General features: G+C 45.5%; 13 protein-coding genes. 11 read left to right on the top strand and 2 right to left on the bottom strand.

Features of this window, described 5'->3' with window-relative positions:
• The first annotated feature begins 128 nt into the window (after window positions 1–128).
• The 8 genes from AC58QM_RS30805 (at window position 129) to AC58QM_RS30840 (ending at window position 10,907) form a co-directional block, all read left to right on the top strand.
• Window positions 129–1,757: a response regulator gene (locus AC58QM_RS30805; RefSeq protein ID WP_497288577.1), complete on the top strand. Its 1,629-nt coding sequence runs from the start codon at window positions 129–131 to the stop codon at window positions 1,755–1,757.
• Window positions 1,729–3,516, top strand: coding sequence for a sensor histidine kinase (locus AC58QM_RS30810; RefSeq protein WP_497288578.1), 1,788 nt, complete (start codon window positions 1,729–1,731; stop codon window positions 3,514–3,516). Before AC58QM_RS30805 ends, AC58QM_RS30810 begins: the two co-directional genes overlap by 29 nt.
• Before the next feature lie 94 nt (window positions 3,517–3,610).
• Window positions 3,611–5,308, top strand: a complete 1,698-nt coding sequence (locus AC58QM_RS30815) for an ABC transporter substrate-binding protein (RefSeq protein ID WP_497288579.1) — start codon at window positions 3,611–3,613, stop codon at window positions 5,306–5,308.
• A gap of 105 nt (window positions 5,309–5,413) precedes the next feature.
• The gene (locus AC58QM_RS30820; protein ID WP_497288580.1) at window positions 5,414–6,388 is read left to right on the top strand and encodes an ABC transporter permease; all 975 of its coding nucleotides are present in this window, start codon (window positions 5,414–5,416) and stop codon (window positions 6,386–6,388) included.
• Window positions 6,389–6,425: 37 nt separating this feature from the next.
• A complete protein-coding gene (locus AC58QM_RS30825) occupies window positions 6,426–7,355 on the top strand; it encodes a carbohydrate ABC transporter permease (protein WP_497288581.1) in 930 nt (309 codons plus the stop codon).
• 72 nt (window positions 7,356–7,427) lie between these two features.
• A complete protein-coding gene (locus tag AC58QM_RS30830) occupies window positions 7,428–8,573 on the top strand; it encodes a family 8 glycosyl hydrolase (protein WP_497288582.1) in 1,146 nt (381 codons plus the stop codon).
• Window positions 8,574–8,725: 152 nt separating this feature from the next.
• Window positions 8,726–9,661, top strand: coding sequence for an AraC family transcriptional regulator (locus tag AC58QM_RS30835; protein WP_497288583.1), 936 nt, complete (start codon window positions 8,726–8,728; stop codon window positions 9,659–9,661).
• 103 nt (window positions 9,662–9,764) lie between these two features.
• Complete coding sequence (locus AC58QM_RS30840) at window positions 9,765–10,907, top strand: glycosyltransferase WbsX family protein (protein WP_497288584.1); 1,143 nt, start codon at window positions 9,765–9,767, stop codon at window positions 10,905–10,907.
• 50 nt (window positions 10,908–10,957) lie between these two features.
• On the opposite strand, the gene AC58QM_RS30845 is transcribed toward AC58QM_RS30840, so the two are convergent.
• Complete coding sequence (locus AC58QM_RS30845) at window positions 10,958–12,595, bottom strand: response regulator (protein ID WP_497288585.1); 1,638 nt, start codon at window positions 12,593–12,595, stop codon at window positions 10,958–10,960.
• A gap of 5 nt (window positions 12,596–12,600) precedes the next feature.
• Window positions 12,601–14,454, bottom strand: a complete 1,854-nt coding sequence (locus tag AC58QM_RS30850; protein ID WP_497288586.1) for a cache domain-containing sensor histidine kinase — start codon at window positions 14,452–14,454, stop codon at window positions 12,601–12,603.
• Between the two features lie 196 nt (window positions 14,455–14,650).
• On the opposite strand from AC58QM_RS30850, the gene AC58QM_RS30855 reads away from it, so the two are divergent.
• The 3 genes from AC58QM_RS30855 to AC58QM_RS30865 all read left to right on the top strand — a co-directional run bounded on the left by AC58QM_RS30855 (window position 14,651) and on the right by AC58QM_RS30865 (window position 17,767).
• Window positions 14,651–15,967, top strand: coding sequence for an ABC transporter substrate-binding protein (locus tag AC58QM_RS30855; protein ID WP_497288587.1), 1,317 nt, complete (start codon window positions 14,651–14,653; stop codon window positions 15,965–15,967).
• Between the two features lie 79 nt (window positions 15,968–16,046).
• Complete coding sequence (locus AC58QM_RS30860) at window positions 16,047–16,937, top strand: carbohydrate ABC transporter permease (RefSeq protein WP_497288588.1); 891 nt, start codon at window positions 16,047–16,049, stop codon at window positions 16,935–16,937.
• Window positions 16,937–17,767 carry a carbohydrate ABC transporter permease gene (locus AC58QM_RS30865; RefSeq protein ID WP_497288589.1) on the top strand — a complete coding sequence of 277 codons (831 nt, stop codon included), beginning with the start codon at window positions 16,937–16,939 and terminating at the stop codon, window positions 17,765–17,767. Before AC58QM_RS30860 ends, AC58QM_RS30865 begins: the two co-directional genes overlap by 1 nt.
• Window positions 17,768–17,780: the final 13 nt, after the last annotated feature.

A 17,780-nucleotide genomic window follows, 5' to 3' on the forward strand; every position in this document is an offset into this window, starting at 1 on the left:
TCCATAGTTGTCAGATGATGACAGAGTGGGATACAATAAACAACATCTAGATTGCTCGTATAGATACCTGCGAGTCCGGCTAACTACTGGACTCGCTTTTCCATTTTAGTTACCAAGGAGTGAAAGTCATGAAGCTGCAAGTGATGTTAGTCGATGATGAGCAATATGTCAGGAAAGGTTTACTCGGCCTAATCGACTGGGAGACCCTGGGTTACTGTGTCAGCCATGAAGCGGATAATGGAAAAGATGCACTGCGAATCCTTACTTCCAGGCAGTCTGACATTGATGTTGTCATCACAGACATTCGTATGCCAGTTATGGATGGTTTGAAGTTAATAGAAGAAGTGAAACTGCATAATCTTAGTCCCTGTAAGTTTATTATTTTAAGCGGTTACAATGACTTCTCCTATGCGCAATCTGCTATTCGTTTTGGGGTGAGTGACTATATTTTAAAGCCGATTGAGGAAGAGGATTTGGAAGAGACGTTACGGAAGTTAGCGCTGCAAATTAAGGAAGAGCGTCTACAGAAGGCGATAAGCGGCCGACTCACCTTAAGGGGCTTGTTCGAACAACTAAGTAGAGGCGAGCAATCGGCCAAAGCCGTGATGGAGCTTGACGAACGGGTTCGTCTGTCTAAAGGAAGCGTGTTGCGGTATGGCATAGTTGAATTGAACCGAGGCCTCTCCGAAGAAGGAGAGGCGACGGATTACCTCATCAAGGACAATGTCAGCGTTGTCGCCCAGGCCTTGCAAACATTAGTCGATGTACCTAGCGACTTTGTTGTTCAACTGCGCAATCAGCAGTGCGCTTTTCTCATTTGCTCTGATGCGTTGAAGCTGTATGGCGGCAGCTATGAGCAATTTGGCGCTGCGCTGCAGAATCTGTTGGCCAAGCGGCTGCAAGCGGGTGTTACGCTATATTTTGGCGCGAGTGTGAAAGATATGAAGCAGCTCAGCGCATCGATTCAGACAGCAAACGAGCTGCTGCAGTACAAGTATGTGAAGGGGATGAAGGATGTTCTTTTCTATGAAACAGCCTCAGAGACGAAGCTAAGTTATGCAGAGCCGGATGTCGGCTTATTCCACCGTATTCAGGAAGCCGTTGAAGAGCAAGAAACCGAGAAGATTAAGACGACGATCGCGATGCTCTTTACTGAAATTGAAACGAAATCACTAGCCAAAGATGCAATTCGCACGATTATCGATCGCTATGTGCACCGCATCTTGGGAACCTTGCAGGGGATGCAAGGACCAACGGATTTGCTCGTTAATCTTAAGCCCATGCTAAGCTGGGATGCACAACCGCTATCTTTTGGCCAACTGCAGGACTTATTTATTTCCTTTATGATCGAGAGCTCTCGCATGATGGAACAACTGCGGGGAGAGCAGACCAAGGGCAGCATCCACAAGATTAAGAGCTATATTGAGCATCATTACCAAGAGAACATTAATCTCAAAAGCATTGCTGCTGAGTTCTATATGAATCCGGTGTATGTCGGGCAACTGTTCAAGAAAACATACGGCCAGTATTTTAATGAGTTTCTGCTGTCGATCCGCATTGGCGAAGCCAAGAAGCTGTTACGTCAAACGGATTTGCGGATTTATGAAATTGCCGAGAGGGTAGGCTTTAACAACGCGGACTATTTTGTTGCGCAATTTGAGAAAATGGAAGATATGCCTCCATCCGAATATCGCAAAAAACTACTGACCAAACAAGGCGGCCATTCCCATGAAAATACGACGATTCCAGCTAAATAACGTTCGTTTACGCAACAAATTGTTGATGCTTTACTTTCTAAGTGTGTTTATTCCGATATTATTGACCAATGTAATCTTCTATCAAGTAACGACTCACAATGTTCAGCGGCAGAAAACGGAAGATATCTCGCTGAATTTAGATAAATTGAAGGATGAATTTCGTGCCAAGATCGATAATGCAGTTGGAATTTCATCCTTCTTTTATACAGACGCTCTCTTAAATGATGCCCTGGAGCAAACCTACGCGGAAACCATCGATTATGTGCGCATGTATAACTCGCAGCTTGCAACCAACATTAATAAGTACAATTTGGTATATAGCGAAATAAAAGGCATTCAGATGTATACCAACAATCCAACGATTATCGACTCTGGCGGCTTACACCCGCTAACGGATATTATTCGCGATTCAGAATGGTATCGTAGCCTACAGAAGGTGCATGCAGAAGGGCAACCCTATCCCCTCGTTATGCGAAGCGCTGACAATGAGAGCTCGTACAGCGGGCTTAGCATCATCCGTCAAATGAACAATTTCGTGAACGCGAACACCTATAGTAAAATACTCAAAATTGAGATGAGTCCGGACGCCATCGAGGTCATGTTTAGCAATCAAGCGCTGCAGGGCAATCTATATCTGCTGAATGCTGAAGGGGATATTCAGTATACGACGGACGCGAAGCTGGATTGGATTCGGGGCAAAACGAACTTCCGCAGCGTGGCGATCCCTAAGGATGCTATTCAATTGGAGCGCGCTTATAGCACCAACTATTTAAAAAATTGGCGTATCGTTCTCGTTTCTGATGGACATGTCCTAGATGCCGTGCGTAAATCCAAGCAATTCGTCGTCTATTTGGCACTACTTAACATCCTGCTGCCGACACTTGTGATTGTCTGGATCTCATCCTCCTTGCATACACGACTAGTTCGTATTCTTGTTCATATGAAAAAGGTGAAAAACCAGCATTTCGATCTCATTGATGAGCCGGAAACGAAGGATGAAATCGGCCAATTGGTGCGAGAATTCAACCGAATGACCGTGCAAATCAAGAGCCTCATTGATGATGTGTACATCGCGGATATTCAGAAGAAGGATCTGGAGCTGAAACAAAGGCAATCGCAGCTGCACGCTTTGCAGAGCCAGATTAATCCTCATTTTCTGTTTAATGCGTTGGAAACGATTCGTATGCGCAGCTTGATCAAGCAAGAAAATGAAACGGCAAAAATTATTAAAAATATGGCCAAAATGTTCCGCCGTTCACTGGAATGGGGTGGGGAGTGGGTCACGTTCCGTGATGAGTTGGATTTGATTTTATGTTTCCTGGAAATCCAAAAATACCGATTTGGAGATAAGCTTAGCTATCACTTCGAGGTGGATGAGTCCGTCTATAGCTGTAAAATTCCCAAAATGACCTTGCTGCCCTTCATTGAGAACGCTAGTCTTCACGGGATCGAGCCCTTGCAAGGCCACGGCACCATCGAATTGAAGGCGACTAGAAGTGGGGATCAGGTGAGTTTTACGATTGCGGATACCGGCATTGGGATGCCGAAGGAGAAGGTCGATTTATTGAACGCTTATATGGGTAACGGCGAAGATGTGAGTGAACACGTCGGGATGAAGAATGCTTTTATGCGACTGAAATTATATTATGGCAATGCCATTGATGTTCAGATTAGTAGTGAGGATGGCGTCGGCACCATTGTGAAGATTACTACCCCAGTCCAAGTGAATGAGAGTGATCAATCACCTAAGCTTTACTAAGAAGATACTAAACTTTACAGGGTAATCAAGCTGAGAGCGGTTTTATATAATGAAAGTGCTTACAAGATAGTGTTGAGAGGGGAGTTTCACAAGAATGAAGAAGTTGAAATTAGTCACGATGGGCACATTGTTAGCGCTTTCGCTAAGTGCTTGCAGCAGCTCAAACTCAGCAGATCCAGCCACTTCCAAAACACCTAGTAATCCTAGTGGCACTACCGCTGCTAAGGAAGAGATGAAACCAGCTACGTTTAGCTATTTCTTGTTTAACGCAGGAAAGAATATGAACACGAATGAAACCCCAATTGGTAAAGAGTTAGAAAAACAAACAGGCGTTAACTTTAAAGTGGAGAATCTCGTTGGCGAATCTAAGACCAAGTCCGGTGTCATGATTGCTGGTAATGAGTTCCCAGATGTGGTGCAGCCTGAAGGAGAAATTGATAAGTTCATGGATGCTGGTGCATTCATTCCGCTCGATGAGTTAATTGAGAAATACGGTCCGAACATTAAGCGCGTATATGGTCCTTATTTTGACAAAATGAAGCAAAAGGATGGCAAGATTTATCACCTTCCCTTCAGTGCGAATCAAGGCTTTGCTGCTAACCCGAACGTAGACCAAGGCGCATTCTGGATTCAACGCGGCGTGTTGAAGGAGCTTGGATATCCGAAGCTTACAACACTTGACGAATATTTCAATGCGATTAAGACATATAAAGACAAGCATCCACAAGTGGATGGCAAGGATACCATCGGGTTCTCCGTCATGACGTATGACACGAACTTCTTTACGATTACGAACCCTGCTTTCCATTTAGCAGGCTACCCGAATGACGGTGGTTTACTAATTGATTTGAAAACAAATGAAGCGAAAAGCAATGCCATTGATGAAGCGACGACGAAACGTTGGGTAAAAAAACTCAATGAAGTCAATACAGCAGGTTTGTTCGATAAAGAATCCTTCACGATGAACAAAGATCAGTATTTGGCGAAATTGACTTCCGGCCGTGTACTTGGTTACTTCGCATATGACTGGCAAGTGGGCGATGCGCGTAATAACTTGGCGAAAGCTGGCGTAGATGACAAGCGTTACGTGGCACTTCCAATCGTGTTTGACAAAGGGGTTAAGGACCAATACTTGGATCCACCTTCCTTCGTAAACAATCGTGGTATCTCCATTTCCAAAAGCGCGAAAGACCCTGTTCGCATTATCAAATTCTTTGACACGATGCTGACTGAAGACAATCAAATCCTGCAACAATGGGGTATCAAAGGTCAAACGTATGAAGTGGATGACAAAGGCAAGTTCTTCCGTACGGATGAAGAAATCGCGAAAATTAAAGATCCTAAGTTCTATGAAGATTTCGGTTTGAAAATGTTTGCGTACAACTGGCCTCGTTATGGTAACTTCTCTATCGTAAAAGGCGACAATGCTTTCGATCCGAACAAGCAGCCTTCTGTAGCTGAGAAGAACTATACAGATGGTGATCGTGCACTTCTGAAAGCGTACAATGCGAAAGTCTTTACAGACATGTTTAGTAAGCCAGATGCTCGTCCGTGGTACCCTGCATGGAGTATCAATAAAGGACAAGGCACACCTGAACAAATTTTTGAACAAAAAATGGGCGATCTTCAAAAGAAAGCTTATCCAGAAATGATTCTTGCAAGCGGCACAGATAAGTTCGAGAAGGCTTGGAGCGACTATGTGGCACAAGCAAGCAAGCTTGATATCAAAGGCTATGAAGCATTTGTAACGAAGATTGTTAAAGATCGCGTTGCAGGCAACTGGGCGAAATAAGGAAGATGCGTAACGAATAAGGGGATGCAGGGCACTAGAGCGTATGGATAGTGTCATGCGTCCCTTCTACTTAGATAAAAAGCATGAAGGAGTGAGTGATTTTCTATGGAGAGCCTTACAAAAGAATCCCTAACGGACAGACCAGTGCTATCCGAGAAATCAACAGGGTTAGCCTTATTTTTTCGTAAGCTAGGTAAACAAAAAGTATTGATGGCCATGTCGCTGCCTTTTCTCATTTGGTTGTTTATTTTCAAATATGTACCGCTTTGGGGTTGGTCTATGGCCTTTCAAAAATATCGTCCGGCCAAAAAATTCTCTGAGCAAACGTGGGTTGGATTCGATCAATTTAAATTTCTCTTTCAAGATGAGGGCTTCCTTCGCGTCATGCGAAATACGTTAGCGATGAGCACGATTAATCTCGTATTAGGCTTTGTTACAGCGGTTACCCTAGCTATTCTACTTAATGAATTGCGTAAAGTTATTTTCAAACGCTTTGTACAGACAATCAGTTATTTGCCCCATTTTATTTCTTGGGTTGTTGCTGCAAGTATCGTATCCGGCGCCTTATCTACCGATGGCGGGATCATTAATGAAGTCTTATTAAAATTACATGTGATTAGCGAACCCGTTCTATGGCTCGGTAAGGGTGAATATTTCTGGGGAATTCTTGGTGCATCCGAGGTGTGGAAAAATGTCGGTTGGAACACCATTATTTATCTAGCTGCGATGACGACGATTGACCCGGCTTTGTATGAGTCGGCAGAAATGGATGGCGCCAACAGATTTCAGCGCATTGTGCACATCACGCTTCCAGGCATTAAACCGGTTATTATCATATTGCTAATTATGAATTTAGGTCACATTCTTGAGTCTGGTTTCGAACCACAATATTTACTCAAAAATGGGATGAACATAGATTATGCAGAAAATCTTGATATTTTCGTACTCAATTACGGCATCAACTTAGGCAATTTCTCATTGGCAACAGCAGCAGGCATTTTCAAGACCGTCGTTAGTTTTATCTTCTTGATCAGTGCGAATCAAATTGCTAAACGTGCCGGTGAAGCCAGATTGTTCTAATCGTTTATTTGGACCACTTCACAAGGAGGTATCAGCTATGGAAGCTTCACAACAGGCAAGTTCGATCCGGCGGAATACGCACATAGGTGATCGCTTGTTCGATATTTGCAATATCATGTTTATGTTCGTACTTGTTGTAGTTACGCTGTATCCCTTTGTTAATACGCTAGCTGTTGCGTTGAACGATGCGAATGACGCGGTCCGCGGAGGGATTTATCTGTTTCCTCGCATGTGGACGTTCGATAATTTTAAATACGTGTTTAGCGAAGCCGCAATCGTACATGCTTTCTTCATTTCAGTATTAAGAACGGTGATAGGTACTGTGGTTACGGTGTTCTGTTCGGCCATGGTAGCCTACACGATGTCACGTCAAGAATACGTGCTTCGCAAATTCGTAACGGTTTCCTTTATTTTCACGATGTATTTCAGCGGGGGACTCATTCCAGGCTACCTGCTCGTTCGGGACCTTGGCATGTTAGGAAGCTTCTGGGTATATATCATTCCAGGCATGATCGGGGTATTCAACTTAATTATCATCCGTTCGTTTATCGAAGGGCTTCCTGACGGGATTATGGAAGCAGCTCGTATTGATGGCGCGAATGATTTCTCGATGTTCATGCGGATTGTTCTTCCACTTGTGGTTCCAGTATTGGCGACAGTTGCCTTATTTAGCGCGGTAGGTCAATGGAACTCGTGGTTCGACGTCTTCTTGTACAATTCTTCGAATGAGAATTTAAGTACGCTGCAGTACGAGTTGATGAAAATATTGCAGAACACGAATACACAAACGTCGCAAACGGCAGCTGACATTTTTGCTAGCAGTGCGAACTCTGGGGCAGCTACAGTAACACCCACATCGATTCGTTCTACCATGACGATTGTAGTGAGTCTCCCGATTATCATGGTGTATCCGTTCTTGCAGAAGTACTTTGTTAAAGGGATGACCGTTGGCGGTGTAAAAGGTTAGACGGACTAGACTAGCGATTAACCCCCGGCATCTTGCGTGTCTTGGGGGTTTTCTAATTAGGAGGCATTTTATATGCAAAAGCAAAGCATTGACGCATCGACGACAGGCAGTTGCCGCAATTTATTTGCGGAGTATGGGTATTCGGAAGCGGCGGTACAGGCTAAGCTTGACGACATGTGGAACCAATTGTTCCACGGTGATGAGGATACCAGAATCTATTATGAGGCTGGCGATGCAGGCGCTTATTTGTTGGATACAGGTAACCTAGATGTGCGTACCGAAGGTATGTCATACGGCATGATGATCGCTGTACAACTGAATCAGAAGATCGTCTTTGATCGGATTTGGAAGTGGACACATACGAACATGTTGATGACTGAGGGTGACAATGCGGGCTATTTCGCATGGTCGTGCAACACGGATGGCTCCAAGCGGTCAAACGGTCCAGCGCCGGATGGAGAAGAATATTTTGCCTTATCCTTGTTCTTTGCTTCACACCGCTGGGGCGATGGTGCAGCACCTTATAACTACAGTGAGCAGGCACGCGAGTTGCTTCGGACATGTATTCACAAAGGAGAAGACGGCGTTGGCAAGCCGATGTGGAATCTAGAGAATAAGCTGATTAAGTTTGTTCCAAACTGCGAATATTCGGATCCGTCTTATCATCTGCCGCATTTTTATGAGCTGTTTGCTTTATGGGCCTATGAAGAAGATCGGCCGTTCTGGGCGGAGGCTGCGGAAGCTAGTCGAGCTTATTTACAGATCGCCTGCCATCCTGAGACCGGCTTGGCGCCAGAGTATGCGCATTACGACGGCACACCGAATGATGATCGCGGCTACGGTCACTTCTTCAGCGACTCCTATCGTGTAGCGGCTAATATCGGGTTGGACGCAGCGTGGAGCGGCGGTTCGCAGTGGCATTCCGATACGGTAAATCGCATTCAGTCTTTCTTCGCGGATAAATCACCAGAAGACTATCGTCGGTATCAGATCGACGGCACGCCTTTCGATGAGAAGGCACTTCATCCCGTGGGTATCATAGCTACTAATGCTATGGCCTCGCTTGCTGCGCCAGATGGTGCTCATGCTAGAGCGTGTGTCGAGCTATTTTGGCAAACGCCAGTTCGTACAGGTGTAAGAAGATATTACGATAATTGTTTGTACGCGTTTAGCGTGCTTGCCCTGAGCGGGAATTTTAAGATATGGCAGCCTGAATAGATCAGGTAAGTGAAGAACTCGGTACTCCTTTTTCAAGGGATGCCGAGTTTTTCTTACTAACAGCTCCAAGCAGAATGATATAATAGATCTACTGAACAACTACAATCGAACGATGTTAGCAATTTTTGAATGAGAGGTCGAGGTACATCTTTATGGAGCCTAATGGGGTTGTTAAAAAGATTGATTTTCTAAACCTAGCGCCATACGTTCGTTTTGCACATGAAGATGCAGGAGAGGACGACTATCGTGTACCGCCTAGGATCATTTACGATCATGAGATGATACTAATTACTTCGGGCACGTGTGTATTTCAACTAGAAGATCAGACTTATCCATTAGAAGCGGGAGATTTGCTCTTCATCAGGCCGCATTTGAGGCATTCTTACTTTGTGCCCAAGGGGAAATCGTTTCGTTATTTTGCTGTTCATTTTGATCTGATGTATATGGGGGAGCGGTTGGATTTCTCCCCAATTGATGTTTATGTGAATTTGGATTATTTTAATTTGGATTACATTCCTATCGAGGAAGAACTCGCGGAGCGTCCTTTGCTCGAACTAGACGACGTGTGGTTTCCGCATCGTATGCGCGTATCGGACCTCTTAACCTATACCCAAATCTTTCAACGTTTGGTTCACACGTTTACTTCGAAGCCAGTAGGCTATCCCATTCTGCTGCGGTCACAGCTCCTGCTGATACTAAGCCATATGGTCAATGACTTGGCTACAGACCACGGGGTTAGCAGTCAATCTGCACGCCGATCCGAGATCACGGAAACCATTCGCCATATGCAGAATCACTATGCGGATCCGCTGGAGCTGCATGCGTTGTCACAGGCTGGGAGCTTGTCGCCGAACTATTTCCGCAAGCTATTTAAAGAAGCAACGGGGCGGACCCCGCTGGAATTTCTCACGCATCTACGCATAGAGAAGGCCAAAGAATTGTTGCAAGCGGGCACCCACTCGATCAGCAAAATTTCCGCCATGGTCGGTTACGAAGACATCCATTATTTCAGTAAACTTTTTAAAAAACTAGAAGGGATGTCTCCCAAAAACTATGCCGCCTCCTTGCGTCGTACGTATCAGGAATGAGTTCTTTGAGTGTTGTATTTTACAAATGCGATCGTTGGATTGACCAAAGCTTTCGTCCTTTTTTCCAGCTAGAATGGAGGAAATAGGAAGGGGGAAGTTCACGATGACTGTAGAGCAATCAGCGAAAACCGAAGTAGCGGTTTATTATTTCCCGAATTATCATATCGACGATGTTAACGAGAGAAGACATGGAAAAGGGTGGAACGAGTGGGCTCTTATGAAAGGAGCAACGCCGCGTTTCCCAGGACATCAGCAGCCCAAGGTACCGCTTTGGGGCTATGAGGATGAGGCAGATCCAGCAGTTATGGCACGCAAAATCGATGCGGCAGCCGACTATGGCATCGACAGCTTTATTTTTGATTGGTATTGGTATGACAATGGGCCTTACCTGCATGGGGCATTAGAACGCGGGTTTCTCAAAGCGGACAATAACGACAGGCTCAAATTTTCGTTAATGTGGGCCAACCATGATTGGTTGGAGATTATGCCGGCAACTCGGCACAAGCCGTATCCCATTCTTGCCGAAGGAACGGTCACGGAGCGGCAATTTATTGAAGCGACCGACTACATGATCGAACATTACTTTCACCATCCCTCGTATTGGCGCGTTAATGGAGGCTTATATTTTTCAATTTACGAACTGATGAATTTGGTGAAAGGTCTGGGTGGGAATCTATCTGAGGTACGTCGGATTCTGGATGATTTTCGCAGTCGAGTGAGGCATAGCGGCCTAGGGGAGCTTCATCTTAATGCAGTCGTGTGGGGCATTGCGAATCTGCCTGGTGAGGACAAAATTGTTGATGTGAATGGTTTTCTAGGTCAACTCGGATTTGACAGCATCACCTCCTACGTCTGGATTCATCACGATGAAATTCCGAACTTCCCTGGAAGCGATTACGCGGAGTACCGGGACATTGCGATTCAAAATTTCGAGAAATTCACATCGGATTATGAGCTGCCCTACTTCCCGAACGTCTCTATGGGTTGGGATGCCAGTCCGCGTACAATTCAATCAGATGTGTATGATCTCCTCGGATATCCGCACACGCCAATTCTAACGAATAATACACCGGAAGCGTTCAAAGAGGCGCTATCCTTTGCCAAAACATTTATCGAACAGCATACGGAGCCTCGGATTCTGACCATCAACTCGTGGAACGAGTGGACGGAGGGCAGCTATTTGGAGCCAGATACTGAGCATGGATACGGGTATTTGGAGGCTATTCGCGACATATTTAAAGGATAAAGTGAAAAGGCCGTCCCAGAAGGGATGGCCTTGAGCTACTTCACAACATGTCACAACTGACGATACTCACTCGGGGTAAAGCCAGTCATCTTTTTAAACACCTTATAGAAATACTTCTCGTCCTGAAACCCGACCATACCAGCCACCTGATTCGCTTTATAAACGCCTTCCTTCAACAGGGCGCGGGCTACATTCATCCGATGTTCTAGCACATAGGTATGGAAGTTTTCGCTAGTTTCGTCTTTAAATAGCTTACTAAAATAAGACGGGCTTAAATTGACATGCTGCGCTACGCTATCCAACGTGATATCACCCCCATAATGCTGGCGAATATACAGCTTCGCCTTCTCCATCAGCACATGGTTGCTACTGCCGTTCTTAGACGATGGTTCTGTCGCAGCCGCAGCCGCGAACGCTTCAAAGATTAGGTTAAGCTTGCCGCTAAACCACTCTACAACATGATCCACGCTGTCGCACGCATTCACCTCTTGAGAAAGCAAAAACTCCTCGCCAAGCACCTCCTCAGGTTGAAGACCCACCTGCCTCAAATGCTTAAAAATGACAAGAATCAGTTGAAAGTTGAGACGTGTAAAATGAGCAGCGTCGACAGCGAACGATGGCGTGTTATGATAGGGTTTCAACAAATCTTGGATGGATGCGAGGGCTAGCTCAGGCTGTTTCCGCTCAAAAGCTACCAATAGATCTTTGTCGCATTTTAGAGGGATAGAACCGACTGTCTGTTCGCTCTTCAAATGCCCTATCCCCGCTATGAATACGTGGTTGCCGCCTCGAATAAGTCGCTGAAGAATTGCTTTCTGAGACGCTTCATAAGAAATCTTAAGTTGGCTTAACTCACGAATGCTAGTACCGATACCTACCGTAACCGTCTGCTTCGTGTACCGTTCGATACATTTGCAAAGCTCCTCGCCGACTCGCTTCAGCTCCGTCTGACCTTCCTCCGCGAGATTTCCGCTATAATTCAACACGAAACCAATACCATCTTCAGTATCGAAAGGATAGTGCACGATTTGTTGCGCGTGCAACGCTTCCGAAGTAATATTTTCCACGGAAAATTTGATCAGCTCGCGATCTCTTAAGTTAAGCTCGTGCGAAAGCTTGGCGTAATGATCTACACTAAGGCACACTACACAGAACAGCCGATGGGCAAAATGAATCTCCAACTCCTGAAATTTGCGTTGCAAATACGGCTCTCCGAAGGAATCATCTCGAGTCAGAGATCTGAAAAATTGCTTGCGCATCGACTGAATACCGTGATGGGCAATCACTTCCATTTTAGATAGAGACTCTTGCTGCTGCTCGCGGGACCGCAACGATTGCCGAACGCTATTTACAGCGTCGAGCAGCTCCCCTTCTTTGATTGGCTTCAGCAGATAGTCAATGGCACCGAGTTGTACGGCTTGCTTCGCATAGGAGAAGAGATCGTAACCGCTTATAAACACAAATGCTGGCGTTAACTCCTGCTGCTTCGCAGTGGACATGAGTGTTAATCCGTCCATACCTGGCATTCGGATATCAGCGATCACCAATTGAAAGTCGCCTTGTCGCAACATATCTAGTCCCTCGATGCCGTCTTTTGCTTCTGCAACCATCCCAACATGAAAGTTGCGAAGCTGCATCACAACGGATTCTCGTACCAATGCCTCGTCATCAATGACCAAAATATTCATGAGATTCAATCCTTTTGTCTATAAGGTAGGGTGATTTTGACCATCGTATGTGAACCAAGCTTGCTAGACAGCTTAATGCCGTAGGCCGGGCCGAAAAAATACTGGATCCTCGTATGCACGTTCGTCATGCCAATACGTTCGCTTCCTCCCGGTGTTTCAGCAGGCTGAAGCGAGTTGTTCTCCAGATTCCGGTTAATCGCATCCAATTGAGCTTCTTCCATGCCTAATCCGTTATCGTAGATAGAGATGAAGCATTGCTCTTCAAAAATTTGTCCCGAAATCCGAATCTCACCTTGATCTCTTTTGAGTTCCAGCCCATGATAGATCGCATTTTCAATAAAAGGCTGCAGAGTTAGACGAAGAATCGGTACCTCGAGCAATCGTTCATCGATATCATAATGGACCGTAAATCGGTCGGAGAAGCGGCGCTCTTGTAGAAATAAATAACTTTGGATATACTCGAGCTCTTTGTAAAAAGGTACAATAAAGTCGCCTTTACTCAAGTTGTACCGGAACATATCGGCTAGATGCTGGACCATGATGGAGGCGTTGACCGAGTCTTTTTTGTCGCTAACAGCTTTAATAGAGGACAGGGTATTGTATAGAAAGTGCGGATTAATCTGGTTTTGCAGCGCCTTTAGTTCCGACTCATTACGCAAGATCGTGAGCTCGTACTTCGTTTCAATTAAATCCTTGAGCTCAGCAACCATCGTGTTGAAGGTCTCGCCAATCATGCCCAGCTCGTCTTCTCTATGCAGTTGAATGCGCGTAGAGAAATCACCGTGCTGGAAGGAGCGGAAGGAGCGCATCAGTTTTTTTAAGGGTTTCGTAATCCATTGCGAAAATAAGAAGGACATGAGCAGCGCCAGCAGCATGAGGACTAAGGACAGGAAGAGTGTGCTTTGTTTCAAGTAAGCACTTTTCTTTTTTAAAGCGCTTACAGGTAAAATGGACACAACTTTCCACTGGTTTTGCGGCGAGATGCGATAGGTAACGATGGATTCGGTTCCTTCGACGTTTGCGTTTATTGAACTTGAGGTCGATGGTCCTGCGTTTAGACTTTGATTTAAGTGAGTGATGAGTCCGTCACTGACGGATCGGTTGGCGTAGATCATCTGTCCGTTTTTGCCGAGAACCAGAACAGTTTCCTCAGCATCCGTTTCCGTATTGGTAAATAACTGTTGAATACGCTCCATGTTCTGATCGATCACGAGAACGCCCTTTGGTTGATTGCCAGGTGAGGTAATATCGAGAATTGAACGAGAAACGGAAATGACCAAGGGACGTTCGTTTTGACCAACGGCTAGAAACTCGTTCACATGGGGCTCTTGGAAGAGAGGGACGCCGTGCTGATCAAGAGTTTGGGTAAACCACTCGTCGTTCTGTACGGTATACAGATTGAGCGAGCCGATACCTCTTTTATTCGCAAAAAATTTGGCTTCACCGTTCATTGAGAACAATGTAATAGAATCAAAGCGATCGTTGCTTTGGAGCAGCGTATTTAGAAAATCATAGACACGGTTATAGTACTCCATGTAATTCGGATTAATCTGGTTGGTTTCTGTAGTCAACACCTGCAGGACGTCCTGCAGATTAGGATAAACATACATAGATTGACGGGTTAAGTAGCTGATGTTCTCGTCCAGATTGTTCGCAATCTGATCGATGATGCGCGATTTGTAGCGAACGAAGTCGCTTTCCACAATGCCCGCCGAAATTCGGTAAGAGACGAGCCCAAAGAATGAAACAGGAAGCAGCGTCAAGACGATGAGAATAGAGAGCAGCTTATATCGAATTTCCTTGCGAAATGGTTTGCGGATAGCGGTTAGGAGAGCTAAGGGAGAGTTCATTGCGCGCATTCACCTGCCTGCCTAAGGTTGTTATTTTCTCATCTTACTAGGAATTGAGAGAATGAACAACGGAGGAGAAGTGTGTTTCAACAAGTTCGTAAGCGATTCCACCTTTTCAGAGAATTTTACGCCTATCTGGAAAAATGCCTCGATAGTATGATGAGGCTAGAACCAGTTCCAACACTTTATTCCGGGGGGATTACAAATGAAAATGACGATGAGAACGCCGATCTACGTGCTATTGGCATCCGCACTGGCAGTAAGCTTGACGGCATGCAGCAGCAGTTCGACAAGCACATCGGGGACAACGAGTGGAAGCGACTCTACACCGATTACATTAAAATACGTATCGTGGATGTCGAAAGGCGAAGATAAACCGATCTTGGCTGAATTCATGAAGAAATACCCCAACATCAAAGTAGAAGATACCGTACTCGACGGGCAAAAATATGATCAATTGCTTAAAACCAAATTCCTCGCTGGCGATGGTCCTGACGTGTACTTGTTTATGAAATCCGCGCAATACGCTTCTTATGTCAAAGAAGGCTGGTTGATGGATGTATCCAATGAGCCGGGTACTGCAATACAGAAGCAGTCGAAGGAATTGTCGAGTTACTATACCGTGGATGGCAAAATGTATGGTTCCCTCGTCAACGGCGGGGGTGAGCTATGGCCGATTTACTATAATAAGAAGTATTTTGACAAGCTCGGCATTAAGCCTCCAACCACACCAGCAGAGTTCTACGCCATTTCAGCTAAAATCAAGGCAGACGGCAAAGAACCAGTCGTGTTTGGCGGCAAAGACGGATGGCCGTTCCGCATCATGTTTGACCCCTACCGTAACGCGGAGAATTTCGGGAAATATCCAAATTATAATGATGCCTTATACAAAGGTGAAGTGAAGCCTTCCGACCTCTACAAGAACACCTTTACGGAATTCGGCAAATGGGTGAGTGATGGCATTGTCGCGAAGCCGAGTCTTACACTGACCTACGATCAGAGCGTTCAGTACTTCGTGGACGGTAAAGCGGCAATGATCCCGCAAGGTCCATGGTTGACGGGGCTTGATCCGATCAAGAATGCGAATAAGAACGATTTCGAGTTAGGTGCATTCGTCTATAATTATGCGCCAGTGAACGGCAAGCTGCACTTGCTTGGCGCCGCTGACCGCTCCATTGGTATCAATGCGAAAACGAAGCATGCAGATGCAGCGAAGAAGCTATATAACTTCTTCTTAGAGAAAGAGAATGTGACCAAATATCTGGAAAGCCAAGGTCTGACAACATTGCTGCCAGGTGTGAATGTCAAAGTGGATGCTGTATTAAAACCGTTGATGGATCTAGCGAATGACGCGTCCAAGGTCGAATACCATTTCACAGCAGGTTCAGTAACGTTCCCGCCAGCCTGGGACAGCATTACATGGGCTAGCTATCAGAACATATTGGCCGGGCAATCGGTTGATTCAGAATTAAAGCGAGTGGATGCAGAATTTGCGAAGCTGAAGGATCAAGCGATTAAATAGAAAAAATAGCGAGGGGCAGGATGCGCGATTCCATGCTGCCCTTCGTTATTATCACAGGATAATCTGGGAGTGCTGAACGATGAACCTACCTTTTTTTAAACGTAAGGAATTACTTTATGCGGTCTTATCCGTCGTCCCTGCCCTCGTGCTATTTCTTGTATTCGTCTATTATCCACTCATCCAGACATTCATTTACGCACTGACAGATTGGAATGGCTACAGTCAAACGTTTAATTGGGTAGGCTTTAGCAATTTTAAAAAGGTGTTCATGGAAGTAGAAAATCGAAAAGTCTTCTATAATACGCTTTATTTTTCGTGCTTGAGTATACTATTCGGCTCGATCATTCAATTAACCATTGCGGTCATCTGTCATCAGAAATTCAAAGGGAACAAGCTTGCGGTTACCCTCATTTATATACCGGCTGTAATTAGTCCGATTATTGTGGGCCTCACGTGGAGTTCATTGCTTCAATACACTGGTTTGCTGAATCACTTCTTGGAGGCATGGGGTCTCGGCTCAACGGTGAGAGATTGGCTGGGAGATCCGCTTATCGTCAAAAATACACTCATTGTCGTGAACCTCTGGCAGTACACAGGTATGGGGATGGTCATTTTCCTGTCAGGAATGAACAGTATACCGAAAGATATTCATGAAGCGGCCATGCTCGACGGTGCAGTGATGTTTCGCAAATTCCGTTCGATCACACTTCCGCTCTTGATGCCTTTTGTAACGATGAATCTATTTATTGGAATTACGGGTGGTTTGAAAGTATTCGAATTGCCATTCGTTATGACAAATGGAGGTCCCGCTAATTCGTCGAAATCCGTGGTCATGTCCATCTATGAAAGTGCGTTCCAATATCAAAGGTTTGGGGTCGCCAGCGCGATCGGTATCGTGTTCTTTCTGTTTATTGCCATCGTAACGCTCTTTCAGCTTAGAATCACGGGTAGACGGGAGGTTGAATACTGATGGCGATTCGGATGGATCATGTCATGAAATGGTTGGGCATCACGCTGCTAGCTATTGTCGTCATCGTGATCAGCGTGCCAGTTCTCTACGTGTTTGTATCGAGCTTAAAAACGACGGTTGAAATCAATCGGGTTGTGCTTATTCCTGAACAATTATATTGGACCAATTATGGGAATGTATTTAAAAATAAGCTCGTCCTTCACGGCATATGGAATTCGGTGTTCATTACCACCGCCTCTATGGCTGTAGCTGTCGTAGTGTCCTCGCTCGCTGGCTATGCAATTGGACGGAGAGCGGAGCGGGTGTTCCGATTCCTCTATCTGTTCTTTCTGAGTGCGATGATGATTCCAGTGGGCTCAAGCTTGGTGTCGCTATATACCATCATTAAGAGCTTGGGATTGATTAACTCAGCGTTCGGATTAATTCTTATTTACGCAGCGCAGGCCATACCAATGGGCATTTTGCTGTACAGCGGCTTCGTGAAGACGATTCCGCGTGAACTGGATGAAGCGGCGACGATCGACGGCTGCGGCTACTACCGCAGATTCAGCACCGTGGTGTTTCCACTTATGAAGCCGGTGTCCATCACATTCATCGTCATCTCCGCCATTGGCATTTGGAATGATTTTCTTATGCCGCTTTTATTCATCACCTCAGAGGTCAAAAGAACACTGCCGCTCGCCGTCTATTCGTTCACAAGTTCACATGCGGCGGATTTAGGCGGCATCTTCGCGATGCTGACGATTGCTGTCGTGCCTCCCATCTTGTTTTTCGCTTTCATGCGCAATTATTTCTTTGAAGGACTGACAGCGGGCGCTGTAAAAGGGTAATCATGACTTACTT

It is taken from the genome of Paenibacillus sp. J22P165 (assembly GCF_059692015.1).

Excerpts from the sequence above, each read along its gene's own strand:
- AC58QM_RS30805 (WP_497288577.1), top strand. The coding sequence starts at position 129 with ATGAAGCTGCAAGTGATGTTAGTCGATGATGAGCAATATGTCAGGAAA.
- AC58QM_RS30810 (WP_497288578.1), top strand. The coding sequence starts at position 1,729 with ATGAAAATACGACGATTCCAGCTAAATAACGTTCGTTTACGCAACAAA.
- AC58QM_RS30815 (WP_497288579.1), top strand. The coding sequence starts at position 3,611 with ATGAAGAAGTTGAAATTAGTCACGATGGGCACATTGTTAGCGCTTTCG.
- AC58QM_RS30820 (WP_497288580.1), top strand. The coding sequence starts at position 5,414 with ATGGAGAGCCTTACAAAAGAATCCCTAACGGACAGACCAGTGCTATCC.
- AC58QM_RS30825 (WP_497288581.1), top strand. The coding sequence starts at position 6,426 with ATGGAAGCTTCACAACAGGCAAGTTCGATCCGGCGGAATACGCACATA.
- AC58QM_RS30830 (WP_497288582.1), top strand. The coding sequence starts at position 7,428 with ATGCAAAAGCAAAGCATTGACGCATCGACGACAGGCAGTTGCCGCAAT.
- AC58QM_RS30835 (WP_497288583.1), top strand. The coding sequence starts at position 8,726 with ATGGAGCCTAATGGGGTTGTTAAAAAGATTGATTTTCTAAACCTAGCG.
- AC58QM_RS30840 (WP_497288584.1), top strand. The coding sequence starts at position 9,765 with ATGACTGTAGAGCAATCAGCGAAAACCGAAGTAGCGGTTTATTATTTC.
- AC58QM_RS30845 (WP_497288585.1), bottom strand. The coding sequence starts at position 12,595 with ATGAATATTTTGGTCATTGATGACGAGGCATTGGTACGAGAATCCGTT.
- AC58QM_RS30850 (WP_497288586.1), bottom strand. The coding sequence starts at position 14,454 with ATGCGCGCAATGAACTCTCCCTTAGCTCTCCTAACCGCTATCCGCAAA.
- AC58QM_RS30855 (WP_497288587.1), top strand. The coding sequence starts at position 14,651 with ATGAAAATGACGATGAGAACGCCGATCTACGTGCTATTGGCATCCGCA.
- AC58QM_RS30860 (WP_497288588.1), top strand. The coding sequence starts at position 16,047 with ATGAACCTACCTTTTTTTAAACGTAAGGAATTACTTTATGCGGTCTTA.
- AC58QM_RS30865 (WP_497288589.1), top strand. The coding sequence starts at position 16,937 with ATGGCGATTCGGATGGATCATGTCATGAAATGGTTGGGCATCACGCTG.